Here is an 18,118-nt window from a genome sequence, read left to right on the forward strand (position 1 = left end):
CCAAGAAAGGAAGTGCGCACAAAACCCGGGACGGTTCAGAGCACGAACACGGCGAACGAGGTGCTGGTCCCATCCAGACTTGTGTCGGTGCCACGGTGAATGGCTTCGGTCCTGAAAACGCTCGAGTACCACTGAACGGACTTGTCCAAGTCGCGCACATGCAGAGTGAGCGAGGCGCTGGCGTGGTCGAGGACGTCGTCGTCGGACGCCGGGCGCTCGTTCGCCGACGTCATGCCATGCTCACGGTTTTGGTCTGCAGAAATTCCTCGAGGCCTTGGCGGCCGCCTTCCTTACCCATTCCACTGATGCCGATGCCGCCGAACGGCCGGGTGCAACCCAAGTTGAGGGCGCCGTTGATGAGCACTTCCCCGGTTTCGAGTTCCTCGGCCACCCGATGCGCGCGGCGCAGATTGTTGGTGAACACGTAGCCGGAGAGCCCGTAGGGAGTGCTGTTAGCGATCTCGATTGCCTGCTCCTCGCCATCGAACGGGATGATCGAGAGCACCGGCCCGAACACCTCGGTTTGTGCGAGCTCGGACCGCGGGTCCACGTCGGCGAAGACTGTGGGCTCCACGAAGTATCCCTCGCCGAGATCGCCGCCCAGGCGTCCTCCACCGGTAACCAGCCGGGCCCCATCACTTTTGGCACGCTCGATCATTCCTAGGATCCGGTTCAGCGCCTGCTCGCTGACGACCGGACCCGAGGCGGTGTCGGCCTCGAAAGGATTGCCCACCTTCAGGAATCCGGCGATGGTGCGGACACGCTCGACGACCTCGTCGTAGACCGGTCGCTCGACGATCATCCGGGTGGGGAATGCGCAACCCTGGCCGCTGAGCACGCCGACCGACATAAAGGTCCCCACACCGCACGCGGTGTCGAGGTCGGCATCGGCGAACACGATGTTGCCCGATTTGCCACCGAGTTCCATCACTGCGGGCTTGATCAGGTCGGCGCAGGACCGCAGGATCTTTCGGGCCGTATCGGGTCCGCCGGTGAAACTGATCTTCTTCACCAGCGGGTGCTCGACAAGCGCCGCGCCGGCCTCGGGGCCACCGGGCAGCACATTGATGACGCCGTCGGGAATCCCTGCCTCCCCGGCTAGATCGGCAAAGAGCCCCGCCGTGAAGGGCGTCAACTCCGACGGTTTGACAACGACAGTGTTCCCCGCCGCGAGCGCCGCAGGCACCTTCATGGCCAACGAGATCAACGGGCCGTTCCAGGTAATGATCGCGCCGATCACGCCCCACGGCTGCGCCAGTGTGTAGCTGAACTCGCCGTCTGCGCGCAGGGTCGCGGTCACCTCCGTGCTGATCTTGTCCGCCCAGCCGGCGTAGTAGCGGGTCCACTCGACCGCGACTGGCAGCATCACCGACGTGGTAACGATCGGTGTGCCGTTGTCCAGCGCGGCAATTCGCGCGAAGTCTTCCGCATGCTCTTCTATGAGGTCGGCCAGACGCATCAGCATACGGCGACGGTCCGCAGGTTTCGTACGGCGCCAGTTCAGAAACGCTTCATGCGCCTCCTTTACCGCCCGATCAACCTCGGACGGCCCTGCCATCGGCACATTGGCGTCGGGTCGACCGGTCGTGGGGTCGACGTGCCGGTACACACCGCCAGAGCCGGTAGACAACCTCTCGGCGCCGATGCGTAACTCGACTGAAGGACGTTCTACGTCAACAGAACTCGTCATCGTCGGCTACTTCCTCTAGTCAGCTGCGCTACCGGTGTGGACGCGGGCCTGTCTCAGACCTTCCTGCGGATCGTCGACATCCACGTCCCACTGACCGCAGGAGCACGTGCACCGGAAGTGACCGTTCACGGGGAGGATGGCCTGGCCGTCGCAGTCTCCGCCGGTATTGGCGATGCTGGTGAGGAACTCCAGCGGCTTTTCGTGCAGCGCACTGTCGTCTGACACGGCGGTTCACTCCTTAATCGGATTGATCGACGCGGAAGATCGGCAGTAGCCAACCGTCCGCGATGGGTGAGAAGTCCACGCGCAGCGACATCCCGATGAAGACGTCGTCGGGCGCGACATCCACGACGTTCGACACCAGCCGGGCACCGGGCGCGTCGGGCAGGTCGAGCACCGCAGGCACCAGCACCAGGTCCGGCATGCCGGGGAACCCATGCACGACCGCGAAGCTGTACACCGTTGCCGCACCGCTGAGTTCGACCCAGTTCACAGACTTCGACTGACAATTCGGGCAGAACGGCGTCGGGGGAAGGCGGAACGTCTGACAGTCCGCGCATTGGGGTGCGACGAGGCGGCGTTGCTTCGCGGCTTGCCAGAACGGCTCGGTATCTTTGTTGACCGCAATGCGGACGTGTTCGCCCGGGATGGTGGTGGCCAGAATGGCAGCAGCGGTACTCACGCGGCCTTCCCCAGGATGAGGCCGCTCACCGGCAGGCTCGCGGGACCGCCTGTGACCAAAGCCAATTCGGCGTCCTTCACTTGATTGATGGCCGTACCGCGCATCTGTTCGACGCCCTCCACGATGTGTGTCATTCCGATGATGTAGGCCTCGGACAGTTGCCCGCCGTGGGTGTTGACGGGGATGCTGCCGCCGTCGAACCGAATGGCCCCGCTTTCCACGAACGCGCCGCCTTCGCCCTTGTCGCAGAACCCGTAGTCCTCGAGTTGCATCAACACCATCGGCGAGAAATGGTCGTACAGCAGCGCCACGTCGATGTCGGCGGGGCCGACGCCGGCCTGCTCGTAGAGTCGCTTGGCGATGGGCGCATTGCCCGAGGAGGCGAAGTACTCGTCGGGCATGCCCATCCACGCGAACGCTCTTCCCCAGTCACGGACACCACCGTGCGCGGCGGCGACCACAGGCACCGGCGGCTGCTTCAGATCCCTGGCCCGATCCATGCTGGTGGTGATCACTGCGACGGCGCCGTCGGTCTCCTGGCAGAAGTCGTAGAGGCACAACGGTTCTGCGATCATCCGGGCGTTGAAGTAGTCCTCCAGCGTCAATGGCTGCCGGTGCATGGCCTTTGGGCGGTTCAACGCGTTGGTCCGCGTCGACAGCGCGATTTCGGCAAATGCCTCGCGGCGGGTCCCGTACAGGTGCATGTGCCGGCGGGCCAGAACTGACATCAACTGGCCAGGACCGAACAGCCCCGACGGTTGCAAGAAGGAGTTGATCGGATCCGGGTCCATCGCCGAGAATACCGAGCCCAGACGCTGCTTGGCTTGCTGCAACGCCATCACCGTCACCACCACCGAAGCGTCACCCGAGACGATGGCGGCACGCGCGAGCCCGATCGCCCCTGCCGAGCCGCCGCCGCCGGAGGTCAACGCCGCGGTGAACCGAACCTCGGGGATGCCAAGGGTTTCCATGAAGTCGGCGGTGTCCATCTTTTCGGTGTAACCCGCGCTGGCGCCGGAGTAGTAGGCGAAGCCGTCGATGTCGGTGACGGGGATCCCGGCGTCCTCACACGCGGCCAGGATGGCGTCGCCGGCCAATTCCGTGATCGACTTGGGCAGCGACCCGCCGCGCTTGTAATAGTCGGTGGCACCGACACCAACCACCGCGACGTCACGTAGGCCCGATGTATTCGACACGCGCTCAGAGCTTTTCAGCCGGAATGGGCGGCACGTCGGGGAACAGTTCGTAGAAGGTGCCCTGGGTGATCCGCAGCCTGGTCTCGTCGCTCACACCGTCGAAGAGTCCCTTCAAAGTGTCCTGGGTGTGACCGAAGGTGCCTTCCATGTGCGGGTAGTCGCTGCCGAACATCACGTTCTTGTAGCCCATGTGCTCGTACGCCGCGACGGCAGTCTCGTCATGCTGGAAGGACGCGTAGACCTGGCTGAACAGAATCTCCTTGGGACTGCGGGAAAGCTTGGGCCGCACCGCCATATGATGCTGGCGGTAGCCCTCCAGCATCCGATCGCCGAGGAACGGCACCCACGTCGCGCCGCCTTCGGAGATGAGTACCTTCAGATTTGGATGGCGATCCAGGGCCCCCGATGCAACCATCTTCATCGCGGCGCGCTGGCCCGAGAACGTCGTCTCCGCATAGTTCAATACCGCTCCCCCCGGTCCGCGGTAAACCATGCCCGCACCGCCACTGGCGCCCCCGACGGTCATGTCGACCGGGTCGGTGCCGATGTGGAAGGCGAGCACCATGCCGGCGTCCTCGGCTGCTGCCCAGAACGGCTCCCATTCCTTGCGGTGCCAGTCAGGCGCACTCGGATGCGGTGTGGTGGGCAGGAAGACGGCCTTGAAGCCCTGCTCGGCGGCCCAGCGCAGCTCCTCGATCGCGTCGTCGACCACCAGCGTCGACACCTGCGCGGTCACCACGTAGCGCGGCGACACCGCACAGATCTCCTCGAGCGCCCACTCGTTGCTGGCGCGCATGCACGCCTTGAGCAGTTCCGGCGTGCGGAACGTCGACGCCCACATGCCCAGCGACGGGAAGATCACCTCGGCCCAGACACCCTCCTTGTCCAAGTCGCCGAGCCGCGCCTTCGCGTCGCGGATGCCCTTCGGCTTCATGCTTTCCTCGAAGAAGGCCTCCATCGCAGATGACGGAAGCTTGCGCCGGAAGATCTGCCCGTCGACGAAGACGGTCTCGTACTCGCCGTCGGGATCCTTCTCCGCGCGCGGGGTCAGGTCCGCGAGTCGCTTGGGCAGCCGGCTCTGCCACAGGTCGTCGGGCTCCAGAAAGTGGGAGTCACCCGAGTTCGTCCAGATCATGCTCATTCGTCCTCCAAGGTCCGAGCCGCTGCTGCTGATGATGCCAGCCCGCTGAGAGGAAGTCCAGGATTTTTAATAGTTCTGCATTATTATTGTGGTGTTGGGTGTGGCGCGCGGTAGAACTGTGACGGACGGTGGGAGACGTGATGACCGAACTGACGGACGTGCCCGCGGGCACGCGGCGTCGCAACGCCTCCGGGGAAACCACGCGGGTCATGCTGATGGAGGTCGCCGAGAGGCTGTTCGCCAACCGTGGCATCGAGGCGGTCACGCTGAAGGAGATCCAGCAGGCCGCCGGGCAGTCCAACTCGTCGGTGATCCGGTATCACTTCGGCTCCCGCGACGGTCTGATCCGAGCACTGGTCTCCTACCGTCAGGCCTCGCTCGCAGCCGACCGACAGGAGATGCTCGCGGCGATGCGCGAGCAGGGCAAAGAGGCCGACCCCCGCGCCGTGGTGTGGCTGCTCGTGCGGCCGCTGGCCAACAGCATCGCGGCGGGCGAGATGTTCGTGCCGTTCCTGGCCCGGCTCAGCGAGGATCCGCGGGCTCGTAGCGACTACTGGCCCGAGCACGTCGATGACGAATGGACCCAGGAGCAGCTGGAGGAGCTGGTGCAGGCCGCTCTGCAGGACCTGCCCGAGCGGGTCCGGCGCGGGCGGACGTTTCAGCTGTACATCAGCTTGATCAACGTGCTGGCCGCGGCGGCCCGAGCCGGGCATGGGCTCAGCGAGGCGCAGCTGCACAACTACGTGGATGCGTGGGTCGGCATGCTGACCGCGCCGGTTTCATACGAGACCCGGGCGCTGATCACCTCTGACGACTCCTGACGGGCGGACGCCAGGGGATGCAAATCGAGCCGTGGATGGAAGCCGCGCCAATGTGCGGTTTCATACGCGACACGCCGGAGGTGGCGTATGAAATCGCACGTTCGGCGCTCAGCTCGAGCCGCCGCCGATCACCTCGGCCGCGCGGAGGCCGCCGATCGCATCGTCGTCGAGGCCGAGTTCGCGCAGCACCGCGTCCGTGTGCTGACCGATCGTGCAGCCCGCATCGGCCCTGGTTCGTGATCGCGAGAACCGGCACAGCGGCGCGAGCCGGCGATGCTCCTCGAAGATGGGGCTGACCGCTTCGACTGCGTAGCCCGCCTCGAAGTACGGGTCGGTCTGTAGCACCAGCTCGGAGTTGGCCTCCACCACCTCGACGCATCCGACGTTCTGCGCAGTCAGTTCGCGCTCCCACTCCAGCTTGGTCTTGGTGGCGAACACAGGCGTCAGCGCTGCGATTAGGTCGTCGTCGTGGGCGGCGCGGGCGTCGGCGTCAACAAAGCGCTCGTCGGCGTGCAGGTCAATGTAGGGCGACATCGCTTTTGCCAGCGCGGGCCATTCGCGCGGCAGCGGCGCGGCGAGGAAGACGTATCCGTCGGCCGCGCGGTACATCCGATAGAGCGCATTCAGCCCGTAGAACTCGTCGTCGGCGACGCGCTCTGCCGGGCGTGACGAGTAGCTGGCGTTGTAGGGGATCATCGCCTGCTGGACGGTGCCGAGCATGGTGGTGACCACGTTGCGCAGCGCTTTGCCGCGGCGCTTGGCGTACAACGCGACCAGCAGCGCTGAGGCGACGCCATGCGCGGCGATGCCGTCGGACTGCACGGCGGGCACCGTTCCGCCCGCGTGGAGTCTGACCGCCCTGCGGTGCAGGTCGTCCAGGTCGGCGGGTGGCTCACCGGTGTCATGGCTGTCGATCAGCGACAGGCCCGACGCCGCACCGACGGACGGGGCGTAGGCCGCGCGATGCGCGAAGGGGCCGTCGAGCCCGTAACCCGACGTCGTCACGAAGGCCAGATCGGGGTTGACCGCCCGCAGCGACGCCTCGTCGATTTTCGCCCGCTCGGCCGCCTGGCCGCGGAAGCACTGCAGCACGATGTCGGCCCGTTTCGCGAGTTCGTACACCAGCTCGAGCCCGTCGGGCTTGGTGAAGTCGATGGCGACACTTTCCTTGCCCTGCAACACCTTTGCGCCACCGGCCTCCGGGAACGCGACCAGGTTTCTGATGTTGTCGCCTTCGAGCGGCTCGACCTTGATGACGCGGGCACCGAGATCGGCCAGCAGCGTCGCGCCGTACGGGCCGGCGAACATGCTGCCGAACTCCAGCACCGTCACGCCCTTGAGGGGCGGGTCGTCCGGCGCGACCGCCGAGGTAGGCGCGGCGGCGTCGACCGAATCCTGTGCCGGCAGCGCATCGTTGTGCTCACCGAGCCGTGGGGCGGGCCGCAGCTCGGTCAACGGCCGACCGTCGGCGTGGATGAGGGTTGATGGCTGCCGCACCGGCCCGAGCTCGGGGTCGGTCACGACGGCCGACCGTCCCTCGTGGACGGTCTGCGGATGGTCCAGCGATTCCTCGGGCGTGCGGAACAACTCGCCGCTGAGGTCGAGGTTCTGCGCCATTGCCTGCTGCCACTCGGCAAGGGTGCGGGACCCGACCCGCTCGATCATCATGTCCCACCACTCGGTGCGCAGCTCGGGGGTTGGCAGCATGGGAAAGCCCTGCCACTTCGGATCCGCGAGCTCCCCCAACAGGTCCAGCTCGGTGAGCCAGGCCCCCATCAACTTGGGCGACACCTGGGCGAACTGCAGCCATTTGCCGTCCTTGGTCGGACACACCAGCAAGGCGTAGATGAGGTACGCCTGCGGGCGGCCCTGGTCGTCGTAGGCGGCGTCCATCGGCTCGTAGGCGCCCGGATACCGCTCGAGGACCATCTCGTAGAACCAGTTGTACGGATCCATCGATCCCACACCGGTCACCAGGTTGGTCTCGACGACCTGGCCCAGCCCGCTGGTCTCGCGCTCGAGCAACGCCGCGAGTACGCCTTGAACAGCGGCGTGAGCAGCACCCCACGCCGCGTAGGAAAACGTGATGTACGCGGGTCTCGGTTGCGGGGCGAGACCTCGCTTCTCGTGCATGACCCCGGTCTTGGCCATGACCAGGGCCTCCCAGCCCTTGTAATCACGGAAGGGTCCCGTCGAACCCCAGCCGGTGATCGTCGCCACCACGAGTCGCGGGTAGCGCTCGGACAGCGCATCGTGGGTGAGACCCAGCCGCTCTGCGGTCGTGGGCCGCATGGTGTTCACCATGACGTCGGCGCGCTGCAGGAGACCGCGCAACCTGTCGAGGTCGGCGTCGTCGTGGACGTCCAGGGTCACGCTGCGCTTGCCGCGCAGCAGGGCGGGCCAGCTCGCGAGGTCGCGCAGCGGGCTGCCGTCCGGCGGCTCGACCATGATGACCTCGGCGCCGCAGTCGGCAAGAAACTGCGTCGCCTGAGCGCCGGGCAGTGTCGTGGACATGTCGACGACCACAAGACCGCCCAGTGGGCCATCCGACGCCGTTCCGACTTCCGGCATTGTTCGCTCCCTACGTGCTGGCAGATCTCGTCGTCACGTGTTGTGACTCACGCCACGCCAGCATCGCAGCGGCTGAGATTAATGTCAATGCATTAGTCTTGAAAGATGGCGGCTCAGCTCAACGCACGGCGAAACCCGCGTCCAGGGGCCACGCCACCCCGGTGATGAACTTCGCTTCGTCGGAGGTCAGCCATGCCACCGCTGCGGCGATGTCCTCTGGCATCAGCACCTGAATGGGCAACGCGTTCTGCATCGCCGCAATCGCTACGTCACCCGACTCGATCAGCTTGCCCATCGTCTCGTTCATCACCATGCCGGTCGCGACACCGGTGGGGTGGATCGTGTTCACCCGAATCCAGTACTGCGCCAACTCGTTTGCCCACACCTGCATCAGGCCCACGAGACCTCGCTTGGCGGCGGTGTAGGCCTGTCCCGCGGCGCGGTCGGTCCCGGTGCCTTTCAGGCCTGCGCTGGAACTGGTCAGCACGATGGACCCGCCGCGGCCGCCGTCGATGAGCGCGGGCAGCGCCGCCTCGACCGTATTCCACACCCCGACTAGGTTCACGTCGACGATGTCGCGGAAGGTCTGGCGGCGGTCTCCGTCGCCGCCGAGCCGAATGATGCCTGCGTTGGCGATCACGATGTCGAGGCGCCCGAATTCGCGCACGCCCTCATCGACGACCTGCTGCAGCGCGTCCGCGTCGCGCACATCGGCCTGGTGGGCGACGATTCGTCTGCCCTCGTTCTCGACGAGCTTGATGGTTTCGTCGAGCTCGTCGGGCGTGGCGTTGGGATAGTCCATCGACTCGATGTCCCGGCAGATGTCGACCGCCACGATGTCGGCGCCTTCGGACGCGAGCCGGACCGCATGCGCGCGGCCCTGACCGCGCGCCGCACCGGTGATGAACGCTACCCGTCCGTCGTGTCTACCCATGGTTGATTCCTATCCTCGTGTCGGTTGTCGACGTTGAATGTCTTTGTGGTGCAAGTTGATCAGCTCGCGAAGGGCGATGCGGTCCGGCTTGTGCATCGCTGTCAACGGCAGCTCCTCGACGATCAGCAACTCGTCGGGGGCCTTGTAGTCGGCCAGTTCGCTCGCTACGTGTGCGCGAAGCTCGGCAAGTGTCGGCGGGGAGGTTTCGTCAGCCGGCACTACACAGGCGACGCCGAGCTCGCCGATCACCGGTGCCGAGCGGCCAACCACGACAGCATGTTTGACACCGGGATGCCCGGAGAGTGTCCGTTCCACCTCCCCGGGGTGGACGTTGTAGCCCCCGCGGATGTACACGTCGCCGCTGCGGCCGACGAGGGTGAGGTTGCCGTCGTCTCCGAGCACGCCGATGTCGCCGGTGCGCAGCCAGCCGTCCCGCAGTACCTCGGCGGTGAGTTCCGGATTGCGCCAGTAACCGCGCATCACGCAGGGCCCGTTCACCTCGACCACCCCGTCGGAGCCGACGCGCACGTCCATTCCCGGCGCGGGCCGCCCCACGGTGCGGAACTGCACCTCAGGGGGATCGCTCGGTTCGGTGCCGCAGATGGTCGGACACTCGGTCATCGCATACCGCACCACCAGCGGAACTCCGACGCGCTCGGCGACGCGGCGCACCAGTTCGGGCGGCGCCGGTGCGGTGGCTGCGATCCCGATCCGCAAGTGCGGCAATGCGCTTGGTTCCACACCGTCGACTTCAAGTAGTTTGGCCCACTGGGTGGGAACGGCGCCTGCGACGGTGACCCGCTCGGCACGCAGGACGTCGAACATGCCCTGGGCCGACCACGGTGTGGGCGGGACGACGAGCGTGGCACCCCATACCAGCTGATCCCAGAGCTTGAACATGTAGCCGGCGTGGGCGAACGGGGTGGATGTGAGGCGCCGGTCGTAGGGCGCGCTCATGACTCCCGCGGCGGCGGCGCCGGCCGCCAACCCCTCGGCGTCGAAGGCCGCACCCTTCGGAGTGCCCGTTGTTCCGCTGGTGAAGATCAACGCGACCAGGTCCCGCCGCGTCAGGTCCACCGCGGGTGGCGCCGTTCCCGAGACGTCGGTGGTCAGCGCTGCCCTCGACAGCATCCGATGACCCGGTAGCACGGCGAACCGTTCGTCGGCGACGACCAACGCCGGATCAGCCTGCTGCAGAATCGATTCGACTTCGCGCCGGCCCAGCCGCGGGTTGAGTCCCGTGGTGATCGCGCCGATCATGGCCACCGCGGCGTAACACGTCGCATAGTCGATGCCCGAGGGCAGCCACAGCGCCACGACGTCGCCCTTGCCGACCCCGAGGTCGGCGAACTGCGTGGCCACGCTGCGCGCCCGACCCACCCAGTCCGCGAACGTGATTCGCGCGCCCGGCTCGACGTACGCCTCGACGTCACCGTGGGCGGCGGCCGCAGCCTCCAACATCGCCCGGGTGTCGGCGACATCGGTGCTCAGCGGTGCGCCGGCCACCTACGGCTCCTCAGCGCCGAGGATGATCGTGCCGCTCGAGCAGAACCAGCCGCCGGTACCGCTGACGCAGGCGATGCGGGCGTCGGGAACCTGCCGCGGCCCGCATTCACCGCGCAGCTGGAGTGCCGCCTCGACCAGGAGGAACAGGCCGCGTTGGCCAGGGTGGCACGCGGACAGTCCGCCGCCGTCGGTGTTGGTGGGCAGCTCGCCGCCCAGCCGAAGCGCACCCTGCTCGACGAATGGGCCGCCCTCCCCCTTCCCGCAGAAGCCCAGGTCCTCGAGGGTGAGCAGCAGCATGTAGGTGAACGCGTCGTACAGCTGGGCAACGTCGACGTCGGCGGGCGAAACGCCAGCCCGTGCAAAGGCCAACGGTCCGCTGACCGCGGCGGGGCCAACGGTGAGGTCATCCCACTGGGAGGTCAGCATGTGCGAGGTGGTCTCGCCCGAGCCGAGTACCCAGACCGGATGACTCCGTAGGTCCTTCGCCCGTTCCGCACTGACGAGCACGACCGCGGCTCCGCCGTCACTGCGAATGCAGCAGTGCAACTTGGTGAACGGGTCGGCGATCATCGGGCCTGCCAGCACGTCGTCGACGGTGATGGGGTCGCGGTAGTAGGCCTGCGGGTTCTCGGCAGCATTGAACCGCGCGGACACCGCCACCTCCGCGAGCTGCTCGATGGTGGTGCTGTAGGCGTACATGTGACGGCGCGCGGCCATGGCGTACTTGGAGATCAAGGTGTGGCCGTAGGGTGCCTCCCACTGCAAAGGGCCGCGCGCGCCCCAGTTGATGTTGGCGCCCCGCAAGCCCTTTCGAAGATCCGACCGGGCTGTGGAGCCGTAGGTCAACAACACCACGTCAGCGTGCCCCGCTGTGATCGCGTCGGCAGCGTGGGCAGCCATCACCTCCCACGACGCCCCGCCGACTGCCGTCGAGTCGACCCAGCGGGGCCGCAACCCGAGATACTCACCGACATCCGCCGGGGGCAACGTGCCCTGACCGGTGGACGCAAGTCCGTCGACGTCGGCGGGTGTCAGCCCAGCGTCCACCAACGCCCTCCGGCTGGCCTGCGCGATGAGGTCGTAGGGACCCTTGTCGTCGACACGGCCGACGTCGGAAAGCGCGACTCCCGCGATCGCGACGGCGCCGCTCACTGCGCGCGGTCCTGCGCGAGCAACTCGGCCAGCACGTCGGTCGGCTCACCGAAGAGGTGCCGAAACACGTGCGCGCGCTTGAGATAGAGGTGCATGTCGTTCTCGAACGTGTAGCCCATCCCCCCGAACAGGTGGATGCCCGCCGCGGCATTGTCAACGGCCGCAGACCCCGCGACGGCCGCAGCCGAAAGCACCTGCAGCGGCGCATCGGCTCGCCCATCCGCCAAAGCGATCGCGGCGAACAGAGTCTGCGCCTGCGCGGCCTCTGCCGCGATCTCCATGTCGACGCACGTGTGTTTGACAGCCTGGTGCACGCCGATGGGCTTGCCGAACTGCTCGCGGGTCTTGGCATGTTTCGTCGCGGCGTGGGCCGCTGCCGCCGCCAACCCAGTCAGGTACGCGGCCGCGAGTACTGTGGCGCGGCCCCAGATCCATTCGTCCTCCGCGGGAAGCCAGTAAAGGGGTTCGGCGGAATCGACTGTGGCGGAGGCTATTCGACTGCCCGGATCCGCCGCCTCGACCGCCGTCAGCGGACCGAAGGAATCGATGTCGACAAGTGCGGCGCCACTACGGGCCACCACCAGCGCGAGCGCTGCGCCCGCCGGTTCGAAAAGGTCGAAGGTCCCCGTCACGGGTTGCGCGCCGCCGTCGCCACGCAGCACCGCGAGCGCCACCCGCGTCCGTCCCGCACCGATCAGCTCCGCCAGCGCGGCGTCCCCGCATCGAGCCGCCACGCGCGCGGCCAAGGTGCCCGCCAGAAAAGGACCAGGCGCGAGTCTCTTGCCGAGTTCCATGAACACCAGGGCCTCGTCGTCGATCGGTCGGCCTGAGCCACCGGCTTCCTCGTCCAGGCCCAGCGTGAGCAGGCCCAACTCACCCGCCTCCCGCCAAAGTGCTTCGGATACCGGGGCTTCCTCGTGGCGTGTGGCGCGGATGTGTTCGACAGGCATCCGCTCCGCAAGGAACTCCCCTGCCGCCGAGACGATTTCGAGTTGTTCGGGTGCTGGCAGCAGATTCACGACGATCTCCTCAGTGAGTTCACCGGGGCAGCCCCAGCACACGTTCGCCGACGATGTTGCGCTGAATCTCCGACGTCCCACCACCGATGGCCTGCGAGAAGCTGTAGTAGTAATAACCGACCCAGCCGTCGACGTCCCACCGCGACGAAAGCCGGAGCGCCGCGGGGCCGACGATGTCCATCGCCAACTTGCCTATTTCCTTGGTCAATTCGGCGTACATCAGCTTGACGATCGACCCGCGCGGGCCGGGCGTTTCCGTCCTCATGGCCTCGCAGATATTGGTGTAGGTGAGTGCGCGCAGGGATGCCACCGAGGCGCGCGCCCGTGCCAGTCGACGCGCAATCTCATCGTCTGCGATGGCGGGTCTGCGCCCGTCCGGACCGACGTGGTCGCGTGCATAGTCGATGAGGTCCTCGATGATTTTCGCCAGCCGCACCTGATTGGCGGTGAAGGCGGTTCCGCGTTCGAACGACAGGGTGGCCATCGCGACCGACCAGCCCTCGCCGACGTCGCCGACGACGTTGGACAGCGGGATGCGGACGTCGTCGTAAAACACCTCGCAGAACTCTGAACCGCCTTCGATGGTCTCGATGGGACGGATATCGATACCCGGCGTGTTCATGTCGCAGATCACCCACGTGATGCCCTTGTGCTTGCTCCCGCTGCTGTCGGTGCGCACCAGCAGTTCCTGGTAATCGGCGACCGTCGCGAAGCTCGTCCAGAGCTTCTGCCCGGATACCACCAGGTGGTCGCCGTCGATGACGGCCTTGGTGCGCAGGGCCGCCAGGTCGGAGCCGGCGTCGGGCTCGGAAAAGCCCTGACACCAGATCACCTCGCCGCGAAGGATTTTCGGCAGGTGAAACGACTTCTGCTCGTCGGTGGCCCTAGTGATCAGGGTCGGCCCCGCGTGCGAGTTCCCCACGAAGCAGGCGTCGATGCCGGGGAACCCCCGCGCCGCGTACTCCTCGTACCAGATCAGCTGCTGCATCAGGGTCAAGCCCTGCCCGCCGTACTCTTTCGGCCACGCGATGCCCGCCCAGCCACCCTCCCACTGGGTGCGTTGCCAGGCGAGATCGTATTCGCGAATGCCTGCGTCGTCGCGGGGGCGCGGCTCGGACGGCTTGCTCTCGTCGAGCCAGGTCCGGACACGGTCGCGGAACTCGAGCTGGTCAGGCGTGAAGTCGAGATCCATAATCCGGGAGTATAGGTGACATGATAGTCAGAAATAAAGGCATTACGTTCGACTCATCAGATGTCATAGGGCATGGAACAGCAATCTCCGCATTGTGATTGGTGACGCATTAGTCAGATTTCAGATGGCTTCCTCGGGCGCTTACCCGCTACTTCGGCGATGGCCGCGAACACCTCCAGATTCTCTGGGACCGGTTCGGGAGTCATTTCGGGGCCGTAGCGGACGACCAGGCCCGTCAGCCCACAGTCCAGCCAGGGTTCGACCCGCTTGCGGATTCGAGACACCGGACCGACCAGCCATCCCTCGTCGATGTACTCGTCCGGCACCGCGTCAAGGGCCTCCTGCCAACGCGCACCCTCCAGCAATGTGCCACCGGCCTGAACGCGCGCTTCGGCCTCGGCGGCATCCTCGTCGGCAAGCATGTTTGCGAGCCGTTGCGCGAGGTCGGAGTAACCGCGTGCCTCCATGAACGGCCGCAACATTGCAGACCAGGTGACGACGTATTCCTTGAAGGGGTGCATAGCCGCTCGCACGTCGTCGTCGACGAGAACATCCACGTGGGCCCAGATCGCGAAGTCGTCGAGGCTCTTGCCGTCGTTCCTGCGCTCGAAGCCCCGCTGAAGCAGTGGCGCAACGGCGGGCAACATGCCGGGGGTGAATGCCGGCGGTAACCAACCATCCGCCAATTCCGCAGCCAGACTGACCATCTGGGGCCCAGCCGCGGCCACCAGGATCGGCAGCTCGGCGAGGACATCCAGTCCGACGGCGACCGGCTCGACACCTGCCGTTTCTGGCCCACGGTACGGCGCCGACCACTCGGTGCCCTGGTACTCGATGGTGTCACCCCTCAACGCTTGCCGCATGATCGAGATGTAGTCGCGCATCCGCCGCGTGGGACTTCCCCACTTGCGGCCGTAAAATCCCTCGGCGGCAACGGGACTGGAACTCCCCAGCCCGACCATCACGCGTCCACCACCGGCAAGATGGTCGAGCGTCTGGAACGCCATCGCCGCCAGCGCCGGCGGTCGACTGGTCACCTGGGCGATGCGGGTACCGAGCTTGAGCTTCGAGGTATGTCCCGCGATGTAGCCCAACGGGACCAGCCCTTCGGATCCGAAGCCCTCAGCCGTGAACACCGCGTCATAGCCGAGTTCCTCTGAGTACCGGATCCGTTCGATCGGAACGCTGAACCGGCGGTCCTGCCAGCGCACCTCAGTGGCGAGCTCGATCATGAACGCATCTCCTTGTACTCGTCGACCAGCTTCTCGGCGCCGCGGGCGAGCAGCGCCACGTCGGCGCCGACCAGCACGAAACTCGCCCCCGCTGCGAGGTATCGCTGCGCGATCGCCTTGTTGAACGCGTTGACCCCCGCGCTCTTGCCGAGCTCCACGATGGTTGCCAGCGCAGTCTCGATGGTGTTCACCACGTCTGGGTGCTCCGGCTGCCCGAGCCTGCCCATCGACGCCGCCAGGTCGGCGGGTCCGATGAACACCGCGTCCACCCCGTCGACTTCTGCGATTTCGCTCAGGTGCGCCAGTCCGGACAGCGACTCCACCTGAACGGTCAGCGACACCGAGGCGTCTGCGGTGACGAGATAGTCGGAGATGCGGTTCCACCGGGATGCCCGGGCAAGCGCGCTTCCGACGCCGCGGATGCCTTCCGGTGGGTAGCGGGTGGCCGCTACCGCCGCCGCGGCTTCGCCCGCGTCGTCGATCATCGGGACGATCAGGTTCTGCGCGCCGACGTCGAGAAGTCGCTTGATGAACACGGGGTCGGCGGACGGCGGTCGCACAAGCACGTCGACGTCGGGGTACCCGGAAAGCACCTGCAACTGCTCGAGAATGGTGCGCAGATCGTTGGGCGCATGCTCGGAATCCAGCAGTACCCAATCGATTCCAGACCCTGCGCAGATCTCGGTGACGTACCCACTACCCGAGGCCAGCCACATGCCGATCCGGGGCCGACCGGCCCCGATGCGCCCCGCCCAGCGATTTGTCACGAGGCCTCGTCGCCGAAGGACACCGACACCGTGCCCAGTGGCCCGTAGTCGGCGACGAAGGTGTCCCCTGGTTCGGCGAACACCGGCTTGGTGAACGAACCGGACAGGATCACCTCACCGGGCTGCAGCGAAACCCCGTGCGGAGCAAGCCGATTGGCCAACCACGCGACACCGTTTCCGGGGTGGTTGAGCACCGCGGCGGCCACCCCGGACTCCTCGATCACACCGTTGCACAGTAGTAGCGCAGCCACCCACCGCAGGTCGACATCCAGCGGCCGCACCACCCGCCCGCCCAGGACCAGGCCCGCGTCGGCGGCGTTGTCAGCGATGGTGTCGACGATGGTGCGCAGGTGACCGGTCTCGGGATCCGACATCTGCACCCTGGCATCGAGGATCTCGAGTGCAGGGGTGACGAACTCGGTGGCCCGCAACACGTCAAACAGGGTGACGCCCGGCCCGCTGAGCTCCTCACCGAGGACGAACGCCAGCTCGACCTCGACGCGCGGCCGGATGAATCGGCCGAGAGGTACGCGGCCCCCGTCCTCGACGAACATGTCGTCGAACAGCGCGCCGTAGTCGGGTTCGTCGATCGACACCGCACGCTGCATCACCTTCGACGTCAACCCGATCTTGCGGCCCTTGACTTCTCGACCGTCAGCGACCTTCAGCGCGACTAGCGCCCGTTGCACCGCGTAGGCGTCCTCGATCGTCATGTCGGGATAGTCCAGCGACAGCTGCCGGATTGGCGTGCGGTTCTGCTCAGCCTCGTACAGCCGACGCGCAATATCCGCGAGCTCGTCCTCGGCCGGCCTGGTCATGATCGGGTCAGAAACTCGACCGCCGCCGCATTGAACGACTCAGGATCCTCGAAGTGCGGCCAGTGCCGCACCGCGGGCATCTCGAACACCTCGGAGTTGGGGATGAGGTCCGCGAGGGTGCGTGCGGTGTCCTGGTACACGCCGTGGTCCTTACCCGAGGCGACGATCATCACGGGCGCGGTGATACCGCGCCACTTGTCGTCGGGAATCAGGTTGCGGCGCCGCACTTTTTCGTCCTGAAGGATCAGCAGCCGGTCGATGGTGTTGCGGGTGTCCTCGCGCCGATAGATCGCCTGGCGCAGGCCGATGAGATCGGGCAACCGGTTGCTCTCGTCGGCGATCAGATGGGCGAACACGGCATGCAACGACTCCCACGTCGGCTCGTTGACCGCCTTGGTGCGCTCCGCGCGGATGCGGGCCATGTTCGACGCCGACGCCTCCCGCCCGGCCGGTGACATCAGGATCACCCTGTCCACTTTTTCGGCGTGGTCGACGGCCATCGCCGACGCGACGAACGCACCGAGTGACATGGCGACGAAATTCGCCGACGTCATGCCGAAGTGGTCCATGACCCCCAGGACGTGTTCGACATAGATAGCGATCTCGTAGTCGTAGTCCGGTTTGTCGGAGAAGCCGTTGCCGACCATGTCGATCGCCACGCAATGAAGGTGCTGGGAGAGCGCGGCGAGGTTGGGGGCAAACGTCTCCCAGTGTCCGCCCGTCCCGTGAAGCAGGATGGCGTGCGGCCGGTCGGGGCTCCCGGCCTCGGCGTATCGCGTGCGGACGGCTACTCCGTTGACAGGGATCTCGACGAAGCCCTGCCGGAACTCGAGTTCCTTCAGATACATCCACAGGCTGCGGTAGTTCTCGGTGTCCAACCGGCCGACGGCATCGGCGTCGGTATCAGGTGCCTGCGATCGCGTCATGTCGCCCTTCTCGCCACGTTTCTGACAGCATTGTCAACTTATGCCGCGCGGGTTCTACGTGTCCATCATGGTCCCACAACCGCCATGTTCGCATGTAAAGAAACGCTTAGGCCGGTCCAGAATCAGTCGATCAAGTCAACAACGCCGAGTCGCTGTCCATTGATTCTGACAGTCATATGCGGTAAAACTGGGCAGGTGGACACTCCGCCGGGACGCCGCGTGCTCGCTGAGCTGGCGAACGAGTTCGCGGCCGTACGGGTGTCGTTGGACGAAAGCGGCAACGGCCCGCGTCTGCTCGTGGAGGACCTCGAAAGCGGCGAAGAGGTGTTCCTGTGTCCCCTGGAGCTGGCCAGCTTCACATTGGCCACGCCGGAAGACCGCGAAGAGTGGCTGCGCGTGGGCAACTACCGGGCTGAACGTCGGCCCAAGGGACAAGCGTGAGCACCCCGGCCGTCGACCTGGTCGGACTGG

At 66.3% G+C, this 18,118-nt stretch carries 18 protein-coding genes; 2 read left to right on the forward strand and 16 right to left on the reverse strand.

The window, feature by feature from the left end; genetic code table 11:
- Nucleotides 1-35: 35 nt before the first annotated feature.
- The 6 genes from CWS39_RS12060 to CWS39_RS12085 are packed head-to-tail and all read right to left on the reverse strand — an operon-like array spanning nucleotide 36 to nucleotide 4,709.
- Entirely contained in the window at nucleotides 36-233 is a 198-nt protein-coding gene (locus CWS39_RS12060) for a hypothetical protein (protein WP_102143160.1), read from the reverse strand.
- Nucleotides 230-1,690 (reverse strand): aldehyde dehydrogenase family protein, encoded by a 1,461-nt coding sequence (locus CWS39_RS12065; RefSeq protein ID WP_102143161.1) that lies wholly within the window; start codon nucleotides 1,688-1,690, stop codon nucleotides 230-232. Before CWS39_RS12065 ends, CWS39_RS12060 begins: the two co-directional genes overlap by 4 nt.
- Before the next feature lie 15 nt (nucleotides 1,691-1,705).
- Nucleotides 1,706-1,915 carry a hypothetical protein gene (locus CWS39_RS29530; protein ID WP_102143162.1) on the reverse strand — a complete coding sequence of 70 codons (210 nt, stop codon included), beginning with the start codon at nucleotides 1,913-1,915 and terminating at the stop codon, nucleotides 1,706-1,708.
- Nucleotides 1,916-1,928: 13 nt separating this feature from the next.
- Nucleotides 1,929-2,372 (reverse strand): Zn-ribbon domain-containing OB-fold protein, encoded by a 444-nt coding sequence (locus tag CWS39_RS12075; protein WP_102143163.1) that lies wholly within the window; start codon nucleotides 2,370-2,372, stop codon nucleotides 1,929-1,931.
- A complete protein-coding gene (locus tag CWS39_RS12080; RefSeq protein ID WP_102143164.1) occupies nucleotides 2,369-3,568 on the reverse strand; it encodes a thiolase C-terminal domain-containing protein in 1,200 nt (399 codons plus the stop codon). The genes CWS39_RS12075 and CWS39_RS12080 overlap by 4 nt, the downstream gene beginning before the upstream one ends.
- Nucleotides 3,569-3,572: 4 nt before the next feature.
- Nucleotides 3,573-4,709, reverse strand: coding sequence for an amidohydrolase family protein (locus tag CWS39_RS12085; protein WP_102143165.1), 1,137 nt, complete (start codon nucleotides 4,707-4,709; stop codon nucleotides 3,573-3,575).
- Nucleotides 4,710-4,849: 140 nt separating this feature from the next.
- On the opposite strand from CWS39_RS12085, the gene CWS39_RS12090 reads away from it, so the two are divergent.
- Nucleotides 4,850-5,530 (forward strand): TetR/AcrR family transcriptional regulator, encoded by a 681-nt coding sequence (locus tag CWS39_RS12090; protein ID WP_102143166.1) that lies wholly within the window; start codon nucleotides 4,850-4,852, stop codon nucleotides 5,528-5,530.
- A gap of 108 nt (nucleotides 5,531-5,638) precedes the next feature.
- Here CWS39_RS12090 and CWS39_RS12095 read toward each other — a convergent pair whose 3' ends face one another.
- The 10 genes from CWS39_RS12095 to CWS39_RS12140 form a co-directional block, all read right to left on the reverse strand.
- Nucleotides 5,639-8,101, reverse strand: a complete 2,463-nt coding sequence (locus CWS39_RS12095; protein ID WP_102143167.1) for a CaiB/BaiF CoA transferase family protein — start codon at nucleotides 8,099-8,101, stop codon at nucleotides 5,639-5,641.
- Nucleotides 8,102-8,219: 118 nt separating this feature from the next.
- A complete protein-coding gene (locus CWS39_RS12100) occupies nucleotides 8,220-9,035 on the reverse strand; it encodes a mycofactocin-coupled SDR family oxidoreductase (protein WP_102143168.1) in 816 nt (271 codons plus the stop codon).
- A gap of 9 nt (nucleotides 9,036-9,044) precedes the next feature.
- Nucleotides 9,045-10,541, reverse strand: coding sequence for a class I adenylate-forming enzyme family protein (locus CWS39_RS12105; protein WP_102143169.1), 1,497 nt, complete (start codon nucleotides 10,539-10,541; stop codon nucleotides 9,045-9,047).
- Nucleotides 10,542-11,693, reverse strand: coding sequence for an acetyl-CoA acetyltransferase (locus CWS39_RS12110; RefSeq protein WP_102143170.1), 1,152 nt, complete (start codon nucleotides 11,691-11,693; stop codon nucleotides 10,542-10,544).
- Nucleotides 11,690-12,712 (reverse strand): acyl-CoA dehydrogenase family protein, encoded by a 1,023-nt coding sequence (locus CWS39_RS12115; RefSeq protein ID WP_102143262.1) that lies wholly within the window; start codon nucleotides 12,710-12,712, stop codon nucleotides 11,690-11,692. The genes CWS39_RS12110 and CWS39_RS12115 overlap by 4 nt, the downstream gene beginning before the upstream one ends.
- 19 nt (nucleotides 12,713-12,731) lie before the next feature.
- Nucleotides 12,732-13,904, reverse strand: a complete 1,173-nt coding sequence (locus CWS39_RS12120; protein WP_102143171.1) for an acyl-CoA dehydrogenase family protein — start codon at nucleotides 13,902-13,904, stop codon at nucleotides 12,732-12,734.
- Between the two features lie 113 nt (nucleotides 13,905-14,017).
- Nucleotides 14,018-15,136: an LLM class flavin-dependent oxidoreductase gene (locus tag CWS39_RS12125; RefSeq protein WP_102143172.1), complete on the reverse strand. Its 1,119-nt coding sequence runs from the start codon at nucleotides 15,134-15,136 to the stop codon at nucleotides 14,018-14,020.
- Nucleotides 15,133-15,903 carry an aldolase/citrate lyase family protein gene (locus CWS39_RS12130; RefSeq protein ID WP_306768830.1) on the reverse strand — a complete coding sequence of 257 codons (771 nt, stop codon included), beginning with the start codon at nucleotides 15,901-15,903 and terminating at the stop codon, nucleotides 15,133-15,135. Before CWS39_RS12130 ends, CWS39_RS12125 begins: the two co-directional genes overlap by 4 nt.
- A complete protein-coding gene (hpaH, locus tag CWS39_RS12135; RefSeq protein ID WP_102143173.1) occupies nucleotides 15,900-16,721 on the reverse strand; it encodes a 2-oxo-hept-4-ene-1,7-dioate hydratase in 822 nt (273 codons plus the stop codon). Before hpaH ends, CWS39_RS12130 begins: the two co-directional genes overlap by 4 nt.
- Nucleotides 16,718-17,647 (reverse strand): alpha/beta fold hydrolase, encoded by a 930-nt coding sequence (locus tag CWS39_RS12140; RefSeq protein WP_102143174.1) that lies wholly within the window; start codon nucleotides 17,645-17,647, stop codon nucleotides 16,718-16,720. The genes hpaH and CWS39_RS12140 overlap by 4 nt, the downstream gene beginning before the upstream one ends.
- Before the next feature lie 195 nt (nucleotides 17,648-17,842).
- On the opposite strand from CWS39_RS12140, the gene CWS39_RS12145 reads away from it, so the two are divergent.
- The gene (locus tag CWS39_RS12145) at nucleotides 17,843-18,088 is read left to right on the forward strand and encodes a hypothetical protein (RefSeq protein WP_102143175.1); all 246 of its coding nucleotides are present in this window, start codon (nucleotides 17,843-17,845) and stop codon (nucleotides 18,086-18,088) included.
- Nucleotides 18,089-18,118 lie beyond the last annotated feature (30 nt).

This window comes from Mycobacterium hubeiense (assembly GCF_002838065.1).
In the GTDB taxonomy this organism is placed as follows: domain Bacteria; phylum Actinomycetota; class Actinomycetes; order Mycobacteriales; family Mycobacteriaceae; genus Mycobacterium; species Mycobacterium hubeiense.